The organism is Pseudomonadota bacterium (assembly GCA_039028155.1).
Taxonomy (GTDB): domain Bacteria; phylum Pseudomonadota; class Alphaproteobacteria; order SP197; family SP197; genus JANQGO01.
Window position 1 is genome coordinate 56,451 of record JBCCIS010000012.1, and the last position, 14,448, is coordinate 70,898.

General features: G+C 62.3%; 14 protein-coding genes. 6 read left to right on the forward strand and 8 right to left on the reverse strand.

What is annotated here, in order from left to right; genetic code table 11:
- Positions 1–39 precede the first annotated feature (39 nt).
- The 5 genes from AAF563_08790 to AAF563_08810 all read right to left on the reverse strand — a co-directional run bounded on the left by AAF563_08790 (position 40) and on the right by AAF563_08810 (position 5,265).
- Positions 40–1,578, reverse strand: coding sequence for a trimethylamine methyltransferase family protein (locus AAF563_08790; protein ID MEM7121357.1), 1,539 nt, complete (start codon positions 1,576–1,578; stop codon positions 40–42).
- Positions 1,579–1,589: 11 nt separating this feature from the next.
- The gene (locus AAF563_08795) at positions 1,590–2,405 is read right to left on the reverse strand and encodes an alpha/beta hydrolase (GenBank protein MEM7121358.1); all 816 of its coding nucleotides are present in this window, start codon (positions 2,403–2,405) and stop codon (positions 1,590–1,592) included.
- A 52-nt stretch (positions 2,406–2,457) separates the two neighbouring features.
- Positions 2,458–3,324 (reverse strand): haloalkane dehalogenase, encoded by an 867-nt coding sequence (locus tag AAF563_08800; protein ID MEM7121359.1) that lies wholly within the window; start codon positions 3,322–3,324, stop codon positions 2,458–2,460.
- Positions 3,325–3,341: 17 nt separating this feature from the next.
- Positions 3,342–3,962, reverse strand: coding sequence for a glutathione S-transferase family protein (locus AAF563_08805; protein ID MEM7121360.1), 621 nt, complete (start codon positions 3,960–3,962; stop codon positions 3,342–3,344).
- Between the two features lie 187 nt (positions 3,963–4,149).
- Positions 4,150–5,265, reverse strand: coding sequence for a mandelate racemase/muconate lactonizing enzyme family protein (locus tag AAF563_08810; GenBank protein MEM7121361.1), 1,116 nt, complete (start codon positions 5,263–5,265; stop codon positions 4,150–4,152).
- Between the two features lie 130 nt (positions 5,266–5,395).
- Between AAF563_08810 and AAF563_08815 the strand changes: the two genes are divergently transcribed.
- Positions 5,396–6,310 carry an alpha/beta fold hydrolase gene (locus AAF563_08815; GenBank protein ID MEM7121362.1) on the forward strand — a complete coding sequence of 305 codons (915 nt, stop codon included), beginning with the start codon at positions 5,396–5,398 and terminating at the stop codon, positions 6,308–6,310.
- Positions 6,311–6,519: 209 nt separating this feature from the next.
- On the opposite strand, the gene AAF563_08820 is transcribed toward AAF563_08815, so the two are convergent.
- Both AAF563_08820 and AAF563_08825 read right to left on the reverse strand, forming a co-directional pair.
- Complete coding sequence (locus tag AAF563_08820) at positions 6,520–7,986, reverse strand: sulfatase-like hydrolase/transferase (GenBank protein MEM7121363.1); 1,467 nt, start codon at positions 7,984–7,986, stop codon at positions 6,520–6,522.
- Between the two features lie 451 nt (positions 7,987–8,437).
- Positions 8,438–9,343, reverse strand: coding sequence for a transcriptional regulator GcvA (locus AAF563_08825; GenBank protein ID MEM7121364.1), 906 nt, complete (start codon positions 9,341–9,343; stop codon positions 8,438–8,440).
- Between the two features lie 132 nt (positions 9,344–9,475).
- Here AAF563_08825 and AAF563_08830 point away from each other — a divergent pair, with 132 nt between their 5' ends.
- The gene (locus AAF563_08830; protein ID MEM7121365.1) at positions 9,476–9,844 is read left to right on the forward strand and encodes a DUF1127 domain-containing protein; all 369 of its coding nucleotides are present in this window, start codon (positions 9,476–9,478) and stop codon (positions 9,842–9,844) included.
- 27 nt (positions 9,845–9,871) lie between these two features.
- On the opposite strand, the gene gcvA is transcribed toward AAF563_08830, so the two are convergent.
- Positions 9,872–10,780, reverse strand: a complete 909-nt coding sequence (gene gcvA / locus AAF563_08835; GenBank protein MEM7121366.1) for a transcriptional regulator GcvA — start codon at positions 10,778–10,780, stop codon at positions 9,872–9,874.
- Between the two features lie 515 nt (positions 10,781–11,295).
- Here gcvA and AAF563_08840 point away from each other — a divergent pair.
- The 4 genes from AAF563_08840 (at position 11,296) to AAF563_08855 (ending at position 14,439) form a co-directional block, all read left to right on the forward strand.
- Complete coding sequence (locus tag AAF563_08840) at positions 11,296–12,390, forward strand: AbrB family transcriptional regulator (GenBank protein ID MEM7121367.1); 1,095 nt, start codon at positions 11,296–11,298, stop codon at positions 12,388–12,390.
- Positions 12,391–12,500: 110 nt separating this feature from the next.
- Entirely contained in the window at positions 12,501–12,704 is a 204-nt protein-coding gene (locus AAF563_08845) for a Flp family type IVb pilin (GenBank protein MEM7121368.1), read from the forward strand.
- An 88-nt stretch (positions 12,705–12,792) separates the two neighbouring features.
- Positions 12,793–13,839 carry a betaine--homocysteine S-methyltransferase gene (gene bmt, locus AAF563_08850; protein ID MEM7121369.1) on the forward strand — a complete coding sequence of 349 codons (1,047 nt, stop codon included), beginning with the start codon at positions 12,793–12,795 and terminating at the stop codon, positions 13,837–13,839.
- A gap of 138 nt (positions 13,840–13,977) precedes the next feature.
- Positions 13,978–14,439 (forward strand): MaoC family dehydratase, encoded by a 462-nt coding sequence (locus AAF563_08855; GenBank protein MEM7121370.1) that lies wholly within the window; start codon positions 13,978–13,980, stop codon positions 14,437–14,439.
- The last annotated feature ends 9 nt before the right edge of the window (positions 14,440–14,448 follow it).

Sequence of the window (14,448 nt, forward strand, 5' to 3'; positions counted from 1 at the left end):
TCAAATGGTTAGATGGAGTCGATCTAACCACAACTGGCTCTAGTCGCGCGCGCCGCCTTCTTCCTTGCGCCGGGCGATGAAGGTGTCGAGTTCCTCGCGCACGGCCGGGTCCAACGGCGGCTCCTCGTATTCGGCCAAAAGCTGTTTCCAAATCTGGTGGGCGCGTGTTTGGGCATCCGGCGAGCCTGCCTCGCGCCAGCTCTCATAGTTGCGCCAGTCCGACAGAATGGGGTTGTAGAACGCGGTCTCGTAGCGGTCCAGCGTGTGCTGGGTGCCGAAGAAATGGCCACCAGGTCCAACATCGCGCATCGCCTCGATGCCGATGGCATCGTCTGAGATGTCGATCGGGTTCAGCATCTCGGCCATACCCTGGATCATCTCCGCATCCAGGATCAGTTTTTCGAAGCTCGCCACCAAGCCGCCCTCGAGCCAGCCCGCGCCCTGATAGAGCAGGTTCGCCTGGCCGGTGACCGCCGCCCATAAGGACATCTCCGATTCGTATGCCGCCTGCGCGTCGACCGTGTTGGACGCATTGACGTTCGACGTGCGGTAGGGAATGCCGTAACGGCGCGCCAGCTGACAGCCGGCCAAGACCGCTTTGGCGTATTCCGGCGTGCCGAAGGCGGGCGCGCCCGACTTCATGTCGACATTCGATGTAAATCCGCCATAGACCACTGGCGTGCCCGGACGAATGCACTGGGCGATCGCGATGACGCCGAGCGCCTCGGCATTTTGTTGGGCGAGCGCGCCGGCGATGGTCGCTGGACTCATGGCGCCGGCAAGCGTGAACGGCGTGATGGTGACCGGCTGGCCGCATCGGACATAGGCCGTCATGCCTTCGGCCATTGGGATATCGAACCTGAGTGGCGAGTTGGTATTGATAATGGTAATCGCGGCCGGTTTCTCCGCCAGCGTCTCGCGATCGCATTGCAGCGCGATGCAGGTCGCCTCGATGGCGTCTTCGGCGCGTTCGGCGCCCAGCGCATAACCCTGCCACGTCTTGTCGGTCAGTGTGATCATGGCGCGGTACATGTCGAGATGGCGCGTCGACGCCGGCAGATCCTGTGGCTCGACGGCGCCGCCGCCGTCCTGATGCACGATGTTCAGGCTCTGCAGGACGCGGGTGAAGTTGCACATGTCCTCGAAGTTGCCTATGCGCCGGCCGCCTTCTAGATCGCTGACATAGGGCGGTCCGCCGACGCCGGTGACGACCATGCGGTTGCCGCCAAGCGTCACGTTGTGCGCGGGGTTACGCGCGTGCAGGGTGAACTCCGACGGCGCCAGAGCAGCCTTCTCTTCGATCATGTTCCGGTCAAACTTGACGAGCTCGCCGTCGACGTCTGCACCTTCGCGTTTGAGCATGTCGCGCGTCGGTGCGTGCAGCACCTCCATGCCGATCGACTCAAGGATCGTTAGCGATGCCTGGTGCAGGCGTTCGACCTGTTCGTCGTGCAGGATATCGAATGGACGATAGGGATTGACGATCTCGCGCCATGGCAGCTGGTGGATCGTGCCGGCCTTGCGTTCGGTTCCGCCTGTGCCGCGTCGCCCGCGTCGCCCTGCTCTTTCGCGTGCCATTGCCTTTCGCCCTATAGGTTATTGGTCTCAAGAAAGTCGTCGACCAGCGTGTTGAACCGGTCGGCGAACTCCCAGAACATGAAGTGTTCGCCCAGCACCTCGCAGCGCGCCTTGGGTGTACGCTGGGTTAGCCAGGTTCGCGCGCGCGCCCCCTTCTCCTCGCAGACAACGTGCATGACCGGCAAGGCACCATCGATAGCTTCGGCATCCGCCGTGTAGTCCCTGGCCGCGCCATCGGCGGCCAGGATCTGGGCGACGAACTGTTGTGTCTTCATGGATTGATCGGCGACCCAGTCCAGTTCGTCCGGTGGCGGTTTACCTTGCCACATGGAGGCGCAGAACGCGCGCGTCGCGTCGCGATGGTTGTCGGCCATCGCGCTCTGGAAGTCGACCATGTACTGACCGTCACCTTCACCCCAAATGTCGGGGTCGGGCTGAAACGGTTTTGGCGCCTCGTCAATGAAGACCAAACCCGCCATACCGTTGACGCCGCGGTCGCGCACCAGTTGCCAGACCTTCAGGCAGCCATAGGACCAGGGCAGATAGACAGGGTTTTTGAGGCCCAGCGCGTCGGCGAGGCAGCCGAGGTCAGCGCCGTGCTGACGATAGCTATTGGCGTTCACGGTTGTCGTCGAACGACCCTGGCTGCGTGGATCGTAGGTCACCACGCGATAGCGGTCGGCGAAGTGTGGCACCTGGCGCGCGAACACCTCCGTCGTCATCGTCCAGCCGGGCACGAAGACGAGCGGCCGTCCGTCGCCAGTTTGCTCGACATAGAGATCGACGCCGGGCGACACCTCGACGTAGCGGGATTCAGTTCCGTGCATCACCGACCTCGTGGACAAACGCCAAGAAGAGACATCGTAAACTGCAGAGCGGTCATGGACGAAGCTGTGGTTTGAGCCAAGCGACCAAGGCCGCCGCGATCTCGGGCGACGAGTCTTCTTGGATGTAGTGGATGCCCGGCACGGTTACCTCGGTCTGATTGGGCCAGGTGCGGCAGAAGTCGCGGTGGCGTCCGGTCAGGATTGAACCGGGTTCGGCATTGATGAACAGCTTCGGCATCTCAGCGTTTGCCATGAACGCGCCATAGGCCTCGACCGCGGCCACGACATCGGCCGGTTCGCCGTCGAATGGCAGTTCGCGCGGCCATGTCAGCATCGGCCGCCGGCCTTCGCCCGCAGCCTGGAAAGGCGCACGGTATGCCGCCATCTCATCGTCGCTCAAATCGCGCAACACGTCGGCGGGCAACACTTCCTCGATGAAGACGTTGTCGCTCAACACCATCTTCTCACCCTCGGGCCCGCGAAACGCCTTGAAGACCGGGACATCGCCCGGCGGCAGGTCGTCCCAGGCCATCGGTTCGACAATGGCTTCCATGTAGGCGATGGCCCGAACGGCGTCGGCGTGGCGCGCCGCCCAGTGAAAACCCAGGGCGGAACCCCAGTCGTGGATCACCAGGGTGACGTTCCCGCCCAACGCCATGCGCTCGATGAAGGCGTCGAGCCAACGGCTTTGATCGACGAACCGGTAGGCGCCAGGGCCACTCTCCGGGAGTTTGTCCGATGCGCCCATGCCGATCAGATCCGGGGCGATGCAGCGTCCGAGACCCGCCAGTTCCGGCATGATGTTGCGCCACAGATAAGACGAGGTCGGATTGCCGTGGAGGAATACGATGGGATCGCCCTCGCCGATTTCGGCATAGGCCATCGAAAGTCCGTCGATGTCGATCCGGCGGCGCGTCATACCACCGTTCGTCACGGTCAATTTAACCCATGCTGTTGCATCAGGGCAGCAATCTTCGGGCGTGCGGAAATGCGTTCGACCAGGGCGCCGACCTTGGGGTTCTCGGCCAACATGCGCGGGGCGTCATAGTGAAAGTTGGCCTGCAGCCAGAACAGAATGTCGGCGGCGGTGAATTGCTCGCCGAGCAGCCATGGACCGTCGCCAATCTGGGTCTCGATCTCCGACCATACCTTGTCGGCGCGCTGCATGGCGTTGTCGCGCACCTCGGTGACGGCCGCTTCGCTCTCGGCGTACCAGTCGGCGTGGTATTCCTGTGCCACAAGCGGATGCACCATGGAGCCCAGATAGACCAGCCATTGGTAATAGGCGGCCCGCCTGGGGTCGCCCACAGGCGGCGCCAGATTGGCCTCCGTGTGTTTGTCGGCCAGGTGCATGGCGATCGCCGAACCTTCGTAGAGTACGAGGTCGCCGTCGACCAGCGTCGGCACCAGACCGTCGGGCCTTAGCGCCAGATAGTCGGGATCGGTCACCGCGCCTTCCTCGGTCAGCGTGACGAGGTCATAGGGCGCGCCGATTTCATCGAGCACCGCCTGGGGCACCATCGACATGGTGAAGGTCTTTCCGTAAAGCGTGTACATGTCTTCTATCCTCTGGCTGTCCGATCCCTTGCCGAGGCCCCTGTCTTAGAGCAGATCCTGAATTGATGGAATCGCTTCGCGACTCCGTGTGGGTAGGTAAAGCCATTCTGGCCTGGCCCGCACCAAAACCGTTAGCCCGTTCGGACCAGCGGTGTCGTCATCGAAGCTGATCCGGATGCTGGATCGACTAGTCGTCAAGCGCGAAACGGCGAACGGCGTCTTCGTCAATTTCGATGCCGAGTCCCGGTCCTGAGGGGACAGCGATCATGCCGTCCGCATCGGGGCGCGGCGGGTTACGGCAGATGGCATCGCGGATCGGGTTGGCGTTGCCCGGGGTTTCGCATAGGTCGATGGTGTCGACCGCAGCCAGAAAGTGCAGCGAGGCCGCCAGATTGACGTCGAGGACATAGTGGTGATTGACGATGGCGATGCCCCGGCTGTTGGCCGACGCTGCAATCGTCATGGCCGGCGTCAGCCCGGTCTGGGTCAGTTCGATCTGCAGGACGTCGACAGCATGCGCATCGATCAGGCGGTTGAGCTCGCCCGCCGTTGCCGCCATCTCCCCGGCGGTTATCGTCAACGCGCTTTCCCGGCGCAAGCGGGCATAACCTTCGACGTCATAGGCCGTCAGGGATTCCTCGAACCAATAGATGTCATAGGGGGCGAACCGACGGGTCCGCTCGAGCGCTGTGTCGACATCCCAGTACATGCCGCAATCGATCAGGAGTTTGATATCGGGCCCGATCGCCTGACGCAGCGCCGCGACAATCGCTTCGTCCTCGTCGGCGTTGTTGCCTTTGGGTAGCCAGCCGAACTTGACCGCGCGAAAGCCGCGCTCGACCAAGGCCTTTGCATAGCCCGCCGTCTCGTCGATCGTGTCGCCCAACGTATGGGTGGCGTAACAGGCGACGCGGTCGCGTCGCGCCCCGCCCAGCAACGCGTGGACCGGCTGATCAGCCGCCTTGCCCTTGATGTCCCACAGCGCCAGATCGATGGCCGCCATGGCGTGTACGGCGACGCCGTCGCGGCCGAGCATGAGCGTGCCTTCAGACATGCGGTGCCAAAGCGCGTCGGTGTCCAGCGGGTCTTCGCCAACAAGAAGGGCCTTAAGGCCGCTGCGTCGGTCGCGGGCAAAATCGGCCTCGATGATCATCCGGATGATAGCGGGCGCGGTAAAAGCTTCGCCCCATCCGGTCAGGCCGTTATCGGTCTCGACCTTGACCAGAAGGTGTCCGTCAGACGCGGAGACCGAACGGCCGTCATGGGCGTCAAGAATGAAGGTCTTCACGTCGGTGATACGCATGGCCGGTGTTCCTCTGTTCGCGCCGGCCATAGTGGTGCGCCCCGCAGGCCGCAGGCAAGGCGCTTGCGCGGGCTGGTGATGCCGTGTGAACAAAAAAGTGCTCTAGTCTCCGGGCAAACGGAGACCACCCATGCCCCATATCGATGCCAACGGCATCTCGCTCTATGTCGAAAGCCACGGTGACGCGACGGCGACGCCACTTATCCTGGTGCGCGGTCTGGGCAGCCAGATCATCCATTGGCCGCGCGCTTTCATCGACGGCTTCGTCGACAACGGCTTTTTCGTCATCACCCACGACAATCGCGACGCCGGCCTGAGTCAGTCGTTTGACGGCTGGGGCGTGATTGACGAGCAGGACGTGCAACGAAGGCTCGACGCCGGCGAGCCGATCGACATTCCGTACCGCGTACGCGACATGGCCGATGACGCGATCGCGGTGCTCGACCACTTCGGCATCGATCGCGCGCATCTGGCCGGCATCTCCATGGGCGGCATGATCGCGCAGCTCGCCGCCGTCCATCACGCCGACCGCTTGATCAGCATGACCTCGATCATGTCGTCCTCCGGCAATACCGACATTCCACTCGGAACGCCCGAGGCGCGCGAGCTTCTCTTGCGGCAGCCGGACGATCCGAACGACCGCGAAAGCGTCATCGCTTTCACGCTGAAGGCCGACCGGGTCTGGGGCAGTCCGGGCTACCCGTTCGACGATGCCGAACGCGCCGACCTCATCGGGCGTGCGTTTGACCGCTGCTGGACGCCCGAAGGCGTCAAGCGTCAGTGGGCGGCGGTGCGCGGCGACGGCAGCCGGGTCGAGCGGCTCAAGACGATCACCGTACCGACGCTGGTGATCCATGGTCTTGACGACAGCCTGGTGCAGGCCGAGCACGGACGCGATGTCGCGGCCCATGTTCCCGGCGCCACGCTGATCGAGGTCCCGGGCATGGGCCACGATCTGGAGGGCGATCTGTCGCCGATAATCGTCGACCACGTCTCCCGCCACGCCCGCGCGTCGGAGGCGGCTGACGCGGCTGAGGCAACCTGACACCGCGACCCGTATGGGCCTTGCGATGAGATCAGACGTCTATCGTTCTCGGTGCCGTAACGGGGTGTTTGTTGACGCATCGGTCGGAGCGGGAAGGTGGCTCGTGAGCATGCGGTGCGCCGCAACGATGCCATCTTCGAGAGACGTCAATGCCAAGTGCCTGAGTGCGCCATCAACGCTCAAGACCTGAGAGAGGATAGGTCCGGAACCTAGTAGTCTTCGCCGTTCAGACTCCTGATTACGGATGCCTGCCATTCCTCCAAGTCAGCCATCAGTCGCATGGCGACATCCTCTCGTTCTTCGATCAGGTTTGTTGTCTCCAGAGGATCGTCCTCCAAATTGTACAACTCCGTGACGGGATTTCTGGACCACGCGAAGTCATACCAAGCCGACTTCTCTATTCTGTGCAGTTTCCATGGCCACTCTAGAATTGCAGCGTGGCCTTCAAAGAAGTCCTCGTCATACGTTGTTCGGATGACGCCCGCGTCGAGGTACAGGAGATCCGCCGCATTCTCGTCGTCTCCATCATTGCTCGCTATCGACATGATCGTGTCGCTGTTCATACGGATTCCCGGCACGTCATAGAACTTCCAGAACGTTAGCGGCCGTGAAAAGTCAGCGGTTTCACTACGTATCGTGTCCAGTAGCGAGGTGCCGTCCAAAGGGCGGGACGCGGGATAGGCAATGTTCGCAACGTCAAGAATCGTTGGTAGAACATCTGATGTGCTGGCGGGAGTTTCGATGATTTGCGGTTGTGGGAAGCCTCTTGGCCATTCCATTACAGAAGGAACCCTTAAGCCTCCCTCGTAGATGCTTCCTTTGCTTTCCCGGCCTCCGTTCAAGCCGATATCGGGCAATCCGCCGTTGTCTCCGAGGTACCAAACAATCGTGTTCTCTCTAAGTCCACTCTGTTCAAGATAGGTGCGCAGTGTTCCGACTGTCCTATCGATCGCTGTTGTTTCGGCATAAAAGTTCGCGACGTCTTCGGGGTAGTCTGAATACAAAATCCTATCTTCGTCTTCGGCTATGTGTGGCTTATGCGGATTGCCAAACCAAATGGCGATGAAGAACGGCCCATCGTCTTCCGCACGGCTTTCCAAGAAATCGATGGCCAAATCAACGATGATCTCTGAGCCTTCTCCGTTGGTTTCCACCACTTCGCCTTTGTGACTAAGCAGCGGTGAAAAGTCGAAGAAGTTGGGTGCTGAGATCCATTCCTGGAATCCCGACGCGCCCGGATTGACGGGGCTCTCTGACAACACCGAACCGACGTGCCACTTTCCGAAGTGAGCTGTCGTGTAGCCGTGCTGGCTGAGTATCTCGGGAAGTGTGAGTTCTTGGGGCCTAAGGGAATGGCCCCAGGTAAAAGCGCCCATGCGGTTTGGGTGCCGGCCCGTTAGCAGACTTGCTCTTGTTGGCGTGCAGACGTGGCCGGCAGCATAGAATCGGTCAAATCGCACGCCTTCTGAAGCCATGTCATCCAGGTTGGGCGTGTGCAGCACCGGATGACCATTGTAGCCGACATCGCCCCACCCCTGATCGTCAGACAGGAGCACGATGATGTTGGGCCTCTCGCCCAAGTCGTTGGCGATGGGTGCCGTCATGCATGTCAGAAACGTCAGGATAAATGCAACGCATGCCGTGTTTCGGATCAGAGATGGCGTCAATCCAAACATTACGTACTCCAATGGAATTGCTCTTACCCGCGGCTTGCGCGAAGCAACCGATAATTGAGTGTAGGGTGCGTTGCGCCTACAGGGCAAGGTCGTGGGCGCAACAAACGAGACCCTCAATGGTCTCAAGATAAACGTCGCGAAAGCCCTAAAACGTGTGGCTTTCGTCGGCATTAACACGACGTCGGTCATGACGTTGTGAATCCATCATCCAATGAGAGAACGCCTACTCAGAGGCGATGACAACGGGCCACGGCCTCAGGATCTCTTCATCTCTTGCATTTGGGAGTCATATGGCTTGGTAAAGCAGACCAACTGCTCATCCACGATGCACAACGCCCACACGGCACATCTTTTCCGCATGGTTCGCCGTGCCTTGGTTGTCGATGGGCGACGTGGCCTCGCGAAACTGGGATTGAACTCGTCACGCGCGTGCTGCCGAGGAGCCCCCGTGCTAGCTGTCGGCGGCTTCGGCCACCACCCAGTCGCGGAAGGCGCGGACGTTCGGGCGATCCAGGGCCGCTGGCGGGCAGACGAAGTGCACCTTGAAATCCAGCGGCAGGCTGATGTCGAACGGTCGCACCAGGCGGCCCGCGTCGATGTCATCGCCCGCCGTCGACCGGGTGACGAGCGCGACGCCACGGCCCATGACGGCGGCCTCGATCGCCAGGCCGGCGCTGTCGAAATGGGGTCCGCGGCTGGCATCGACATCTCTCACGCCGGCGGCGCGCAGCCACATCTCCCAGTCCAGGCTCGGTGCGTCGAAGGCCCAGCTTTCATCATGCAACAAGGTGTGATGCTTGAGGTCGCCCGGCTCATGCAGCGGATGGTCGCCGGTCATCAAGGCCGGGCTGCATGCCGGGAAGAGGTCGCCTTCCAGCAGCACCTCCGCATGCAGGCCCGGATAGGGGCCGCGACCATAGCGAAGCGCGACATCGACGCGGTCTTTGGCGAAGTCGACCACCTGATTGTTGGCGGAGATGTGCACGTCAATGTCGGGATGGGAATCTTGAAAGCCGCTCAGGCGCGGCAACAGCCACTTGGCCGCGACCGATGGCGAGGCGGTCAGCACCAACGCATGGGGATCATCCTCGACTTCCAGGCGCCCCATCGCGCGGTCAAGCGCGGCGAACCCCTCGCTGACATCGGGCAGGATCAGCCGCCCGGCATCGGATAGCGAAAGGTTGCGGTTGTTGCGGATAAAGAGCTGGCAATCCCAGCGCTCCTCCAGCCCCTTGATCTGATGGCTGATCGCTGCCGGCGTCACGTGCAACTCCTCGGCCGCCTTGCTGAAGCTCAGATGCCGGGCTGCTGCTTCAAACGCCCGGAGTGCATTCAACGGTAGCTGAGCAAGCGCCATGACGATCTCGTTCGCCTTAGTTTTAGTAAATCGACCACTGAGAACATATCGTTCGCCCAAACCGGTGAGGCAAACTATTTATTAAGTCGAAAGCCGACGCCGCGGCTTCTTGATCGGAAAAGGAAAAATAACATGCGTACGTCATTGGATCGAGATCTGTTGCGTCATGTCTCAGGCCCCGCCCCCGTCGGTGGTGAACCGGCTTTGCGTTACGACCGCGCGCGCTCAAGCGGACAAGGACTTGTCGGCGGTATGGGCATCGCCGGTCTGGTCCGGCGGCTATGGCACGCCATCAAGGTCGCCCATGAAACCCGCGCGACGGCACGTGCGCTCGCCGTCCTCGACAACTGGGCGCTCAATGATATCGGTGTCAGCCGCGGATCGATCCCCGCGGTCGCCCGGCAGGCGGCCTCAGCCCACCTGGCGGTCGCCGGCCTCGCCTGGACGTCGCCGGGTGTCAAAAACGCGGAGAACGACAACCGGGCGCATCGCGCCGCGTGAGGCCGGTCGAGCCGCTCCCTATCTGCTCTAGACAGCCAGGGCGTCGCTGGCGGCTTCGGCTTCTTCCATCAACCAGCTTCTAAAGGCCGCGACTTTCGGCTTGCGCAGCGCGCCCTTCGGGTAGACCAGATAGTGCGACAGGTTCTCGTCGGTCAGGTCGCCGAACGGCATGACCAACCGACCATCGTCCAAGTCGTCCTGGACAATGACGCGGCTGCCCAAAGCGACGCCGAGGCCGGCCGCCGCAGCCTCAAGCGCCTGGTCGTGGGTATCGAAGAAAAGCCCTTTTGTGCTGTCGACCCCTTTGACGTGAAGCGCCGTCAGCCAGAAGCGCCAATCCTCGCTATCGCCGTCGTGCAGCAGCGAGACGTTGCGCAGATCCTCAGGCCGTTCCAAGGGCGTTTCGCTGCGCATCATGGACGGGCTGCAGACGGCGACATAGCGGTCCTCGAACAGCTTGTCGCATTCCAGATCGTTCCACTGGCCCTTGCCGTAACGAATGCCGAGATCGACGTCTTCGCGGGAGAAGTCGACGCTGCGCTCGGTGGTGGCAATGCGAACCTCGATATCCGGGTGCGCTTTTTGAAAGCTGCCCAGGCGCGGTATGAACCAGCGCACCGCAAAGGTCGGCAGCATGGTGACCGACAGCGGCCCATGGGCCTCGTGGTTCTGAACCAGATCGGTGCCGTCGGCGATCAGGTCAAAGGCCTGGCGCAGGAACGGCAGATAGAGTTCGCCCTCGTCGGTCAACCACAGACCGCGGCCGTGGCGCTCGAACAGGCGCAATTGGAGGCGGTCCTCCAGGGCCTTCACCTGATGGCTGACGGCGGCCTGGGTGACACTCAGTTCCTCGGCGGCGCGGGTGAAGCTCTGATGGCGTGCCGCTGCTTCGAAGGCGCGGAGCGCGTTCAGGGGAGGCAGTCTGCGGGCGGTCATGATTGAATAAGTTTTCCTAATATCTCCTGTGAGCAGATGTCGTTTGTGGTGAAGCCGCTGTCAACCTATTTTTCCCATTAGACAAGACATCGAGCCGGTTCGCCCGGTCGCCGCAACCGCAGCGTTTCGATAAGGAGAAGTATGATGGCTATCCAGAAAAACACAACCAAACAGCGTATCGTTCAGGCCGGCCGCGACTCGCGCCGCGTGAGAAACAGCAACCAGACCATGTCGCCCTTCGGTGGTGTGTTCAACGCGCTGAGGCCTCTTATCCAGTAAGCCATAGGGCCCCCGACCGGGGCGGGCGCGGATTGCGGCGGCGGCCGCCCGAACCGGTCAAGGCCTTGCAAGGGCGGGATTGCCAGTGATGGCAATCCCGCCTTTTCTTTTTGGCGCCAACCTTCACCTCACCTGCCGCGTCGCCGCGCGAGGCAATTCAAAGCGCGCCTGAACTGATCTAGGCTGATCAGGTTCCACCTTCTCTCCAACACCTTGCCGTTCCGGGGGCGCTTTCGTTGACGGTCGAGACACCTAAAGGGCCCACCGTCATCGCTGCGCGTCTGGTCTGGTCGGCGACCCTGTTTGCGTTGGCCCTGGGAAGCCTGGGCGGCGCAGTCTTCTATCGATTGGATCTACCGCTTGCCTGGATGCTCGGCGCCATGGTCGTCGTGACCATCGCCGCCTTGGCGCGCGCGCCGGTTCATCTGCCGATCCGTCTGCGCATGGTCATGTTGGCGGTGCTCGGGGTCATGCTGGGAAGTTCGTTTTCGCCGGAAATCCTGGATAGGGCGGGCGAGTGGGTGATCAGCCTGGCCTGTCTGGTGCCCTACCTGCTGATCGCCATCGGCTTGTGCTACGCCTATTTCCGCGCTGTCGGCGGGTACAGTCCGGTGACTGCCTTTTTCTCCGGCGTGCCCGGCGGCTTGAGCGAAATGATCTTCCTGGGGACCGCCATGGGCGGCGATACCCGCGCGATTTCCCTGGCTCATGCCGCGCGCATTCTGCTTGTTGTCTCGGTTATTCCGGTCTGGTTCCAGATCGCCGCGCCCTACGATCCCGTGCTGAGCGCACCGCCGGACCGCACCCATCTCGCCGACCTGTCGTGGCAGGACATCCTGATCCTGACTGGCTGTGCCGTCGTCGGCATGTTTGCGGCACGCCGTCTGGGACTACCGGCGGCGCCCCTGCTCGGGCCGATGGTCTTGAGCGCCGTGGTTCATCTGGCCGGGTTGACCGGCTCGGTTCCGCCGGTCGAGGCTGTTGCCGTCGCGCAGATCGTCCTGGGCACGGCCATCGGCTGCCGCTTTGCCGGCACCGCGACGGCCACCGTTCTCAAAGCCATCGTTCTGGCGCTCGGCGCGCTCGTCATCCTGCTCACCGTGGCCGTGTGCTTCTCGCTGGGTCTGGCCTTCGTCACGGGATTGAGCTTCGATGCACTGCTCTTGGCCTATGCGCCCGGCGGATTGGCGGAAATGACCCTGATCGCGCTCTCAAAAAACATCGATCCCGCCTTTGTCAGCGCCCATCATGTTGTCAGAATCGCGCTACTGGTTACGTTGACGCCATTTCTGGTTCGCATGGTGCTCTCGGACGCCATAAACACCCGTTAACCCTTTCTAAAGAGCTATTCAGCATACTGACGCCCGATCAAGGCCTTGCAGATGGCAGATTCAGGCCTTTTTGACTAAGATGCGCCGGTAGTGGCGCAAGGAGGGATCGCATGACGGAACGGCTGCGCATGCGCTTGAATTGGTGGCTCTCAGAGCTGATCGCCCAGCGCTCAGGCGTGACGGCGATAGAGTACGGCTTGATCGCCGCCTCGATTGCTGTCGCTTTCATCGCCATCGTCGTGCTGGTCGGCGGCGACGTCGGCAATATGTTCACCAGGGTCTCCGACTCTGTCAACGAGGCCGCGAGCAGCTAGGTTCTTCGGTCCGTCACAGTTGTTGCGGCGGGCGTGTGTTCGTGACACAACGTCGGCGCCGCCGCCCACATCTGACGACTGTGACGGGATGTCCTCTCTCGCGTCTTTTGATTCCCTACCGGCGTGTGATCGCCTTCAAACTCTCCTGGCAAACAAAGCCCATCTGATTGCAGACGGCGCGATGGGCACGAACCTGTTCGCGCTCGGTCTGCAAACCGGCGATGCGCCAGAGCTGTGGAACGTCGATCACCCCGAACGCCTGATCGACCTGCACGGGCGTATGGTGGCTGCCGGCGCCGACATCATTCTGACCAACAGCTTCGGCGGGACCCGCCATCGGCTCAAGCTGCACGATGCACAGGACCGTGTCAGCGAACTGAACAGCGCCGCGGCAAGGCTGGCGCGCCAGATCGCCGACGCTGCCGGTCGGCCGGTGCTGGTCGCCGGCTCCATGGGTCCCACCGGCGAAATCATGGAGCCGATTGGTGAGCTTTCCGCAGACGATGCCGTCGCTGCGTTTCGCGACCAGGCCGAGGCGCTTGCCGCCGGCGGTGTCGACGTTATCTGGATCGAAACCATGTCGTCGCGCGAGGAGGCTGAAGCCGCGATCAAGGGCAGCCTTGGCACCGGTCTGCCGATCATCTGCACGATGACCTTTGATACCAATGGCCGCACCATGATGGGCGTGACGCCGGAGGCGGCCATCGAGTTCTATCGCGACCATGAGCCTGGACTGGCGGCATGCGGCGCCAATTGCGGCAACGGGTTTGGCGAGCTTATCGCCGCGGTGACCGGTATGCATCGGGCCGGCACCAGCAACGATCCGGTGCTGGTCGCCAAGGGCAATTGCGGCATCCCGGAATTCGTCGACGGCGAGATCCGGTATTCCGGGACCCCGGACGTGATGAAGACCTATGCCCGGATGGCCGCCGACGCGGGCGCGCGGATCATCGGCGGTTGCTGCGGCTCGACACCCGATCATGTGCGCGCCATGGTCGAGGCGCTGGAGGGTTACGTACCCGGCGAGCCGCCCAGCCTCGATGGCATCCGTGACACCTTGGGCCTGAACCGTGCGGCCGGCGTCGACGACGGCGAGCGTCCCGCGCGGGCGCGCCGCAGCCGGCGCCGAAGCTAGCCGAAAACCCCGCAAGAGGCGGTTCTGTCACTCCTCCTTTTGCACCGCAACCTGCCCGGAAGTGACGCCACAGGCCCCTTGCAGGCAGCCTGACAACGAACTATTGTGCGCTGCACAAGACACTATGGAGCCTGATCGATGGATCAAGCGGTGACGGACCATTTCAACGACTACTATGTCGGCCAGACTGAGAGCTACGCGCGGACGATTTCGGAGACCGACATCGTCCTGTTCTCCGGCGTTTCCGGTGACGACAACCCGGTCCACCTGAACGAAATCTACGCGGCGGAGTCCTTCTTCAAGGGCCGTATCGCGCACGGCATGCTGACCGCCAGCTACATTTCGACGGTCATTGGCACCAAGCTGCCGGGACCCGGCACCATCTACCTGGGCCAGAACCTGACGTTCTGGGCTCCGGTCCGCGCCGGCGACACGGTGACCGCGACGGTGACGATTAAGGCGATCGACCCCGAAAAGCGGCGGCTGACCCTGACGACCAACTGCACGGTCGGCGATGAGACCGTCATCGAAGGCGAGGCGCTGGTCATGCTGCCGCTGCCTGAAGACGCCAAGGCGACGGAGAAGGGCGCCCCCGCCTGACCGACCGAG

Excerpts from the sequence above, each read along its gene's own strand:
- AAF563_08820 (MEM7121363.1), bottom strand. The coding sequence starts at position 7,986 with ATGTTTGGATTGACGCCATCTCTGATCCGAAACACGGCATGCGTTGCA.
- gcvA (MEM7121366.1), bottom strand. The coding sequence starts at position 10,780 with ATGACCGCCCGCAGACTGCCTCCCCTGAACGCGCTCCGCGCCTTCGAA.
- AAF563_08815 (MEM7121362.1), top strand. The coding sequence starts at position 5,396 with ATGCCCCATATCGATGCCAACGGCATCTCGCTCTATGTCGAAAGCCAC.
- AAF563_08855 (MEM7121370.1), top strand. The coding sequence starts at position 13,978 with ATGGATCAAGCGGTGACGGACCATTTCAACGACTACTATGTCGGCCAG.
- bmt (MEM7121369.1), top strand. The coding sequence starts at position 12,793 with ATGTCCTCTCTCGCGTCTTTTGATTCCCTACCGGCGTGTGATCGCCTT.
- AAF563_08800 (MEM7121359.1), bottom strand. The coding sequence starts at position 3,324 with ATGACGCGCCGCCGGATCGACATCGACGGACTTTCGATGGCCTATGCC.
- AAF563_08805 (MEM7121360.1), bottom strand. The coding sequence starts at position 3,962 with ATGTACACGCTTTACGGAAAGACCTTCACCATGTCGATGGTGCCCCAG.
- AAF563_08825 (MEM7121364.1), bottom strand. The coding sequence starts at position 9,343 with ATGGCGCTTGCTCAGCTACCGTTGAATGCACTCCGGGCGTTTGAAGCA.
- AAF563_08830 (MEM7121365.1), top strand. The coding sequence starts at position 9,476 with ATGCGTACGTCATTGGATCGAGATCTGTTGCGTCATGTCTCAGGCCCC.
- AAF563_08795 (MEM7121358.1), bottom strand. The coding sequence starts at position 2,405 with ATGCACGGAACTGAATCCCGCTACGTCGAGGTGTCGCCCGGCGTCGAT.
- AAF563_08790 (MEM7121357.1), bottom strand. The coding sequence starts at position 1,578 with ATGGCACGCGAAAGAGCAGGGCGACGCGGGCGACGCGGCACAGGCGGA.
- AAF563_08810 (MEM7121361.1), bottom strand. The coding sequence starts at position 5,265 with ATGCGTATCACCGACGTGAAGACCTTCATTCTTGACGCCCATGACGGC.
- AAF563_08845 (MEM7121368.1), top strand. The coding sequence starts at position 12,501 with ATGACGGAACGGCTGCGCATGCGCTTGAATTGGTGGCTCTCAGAGCTG.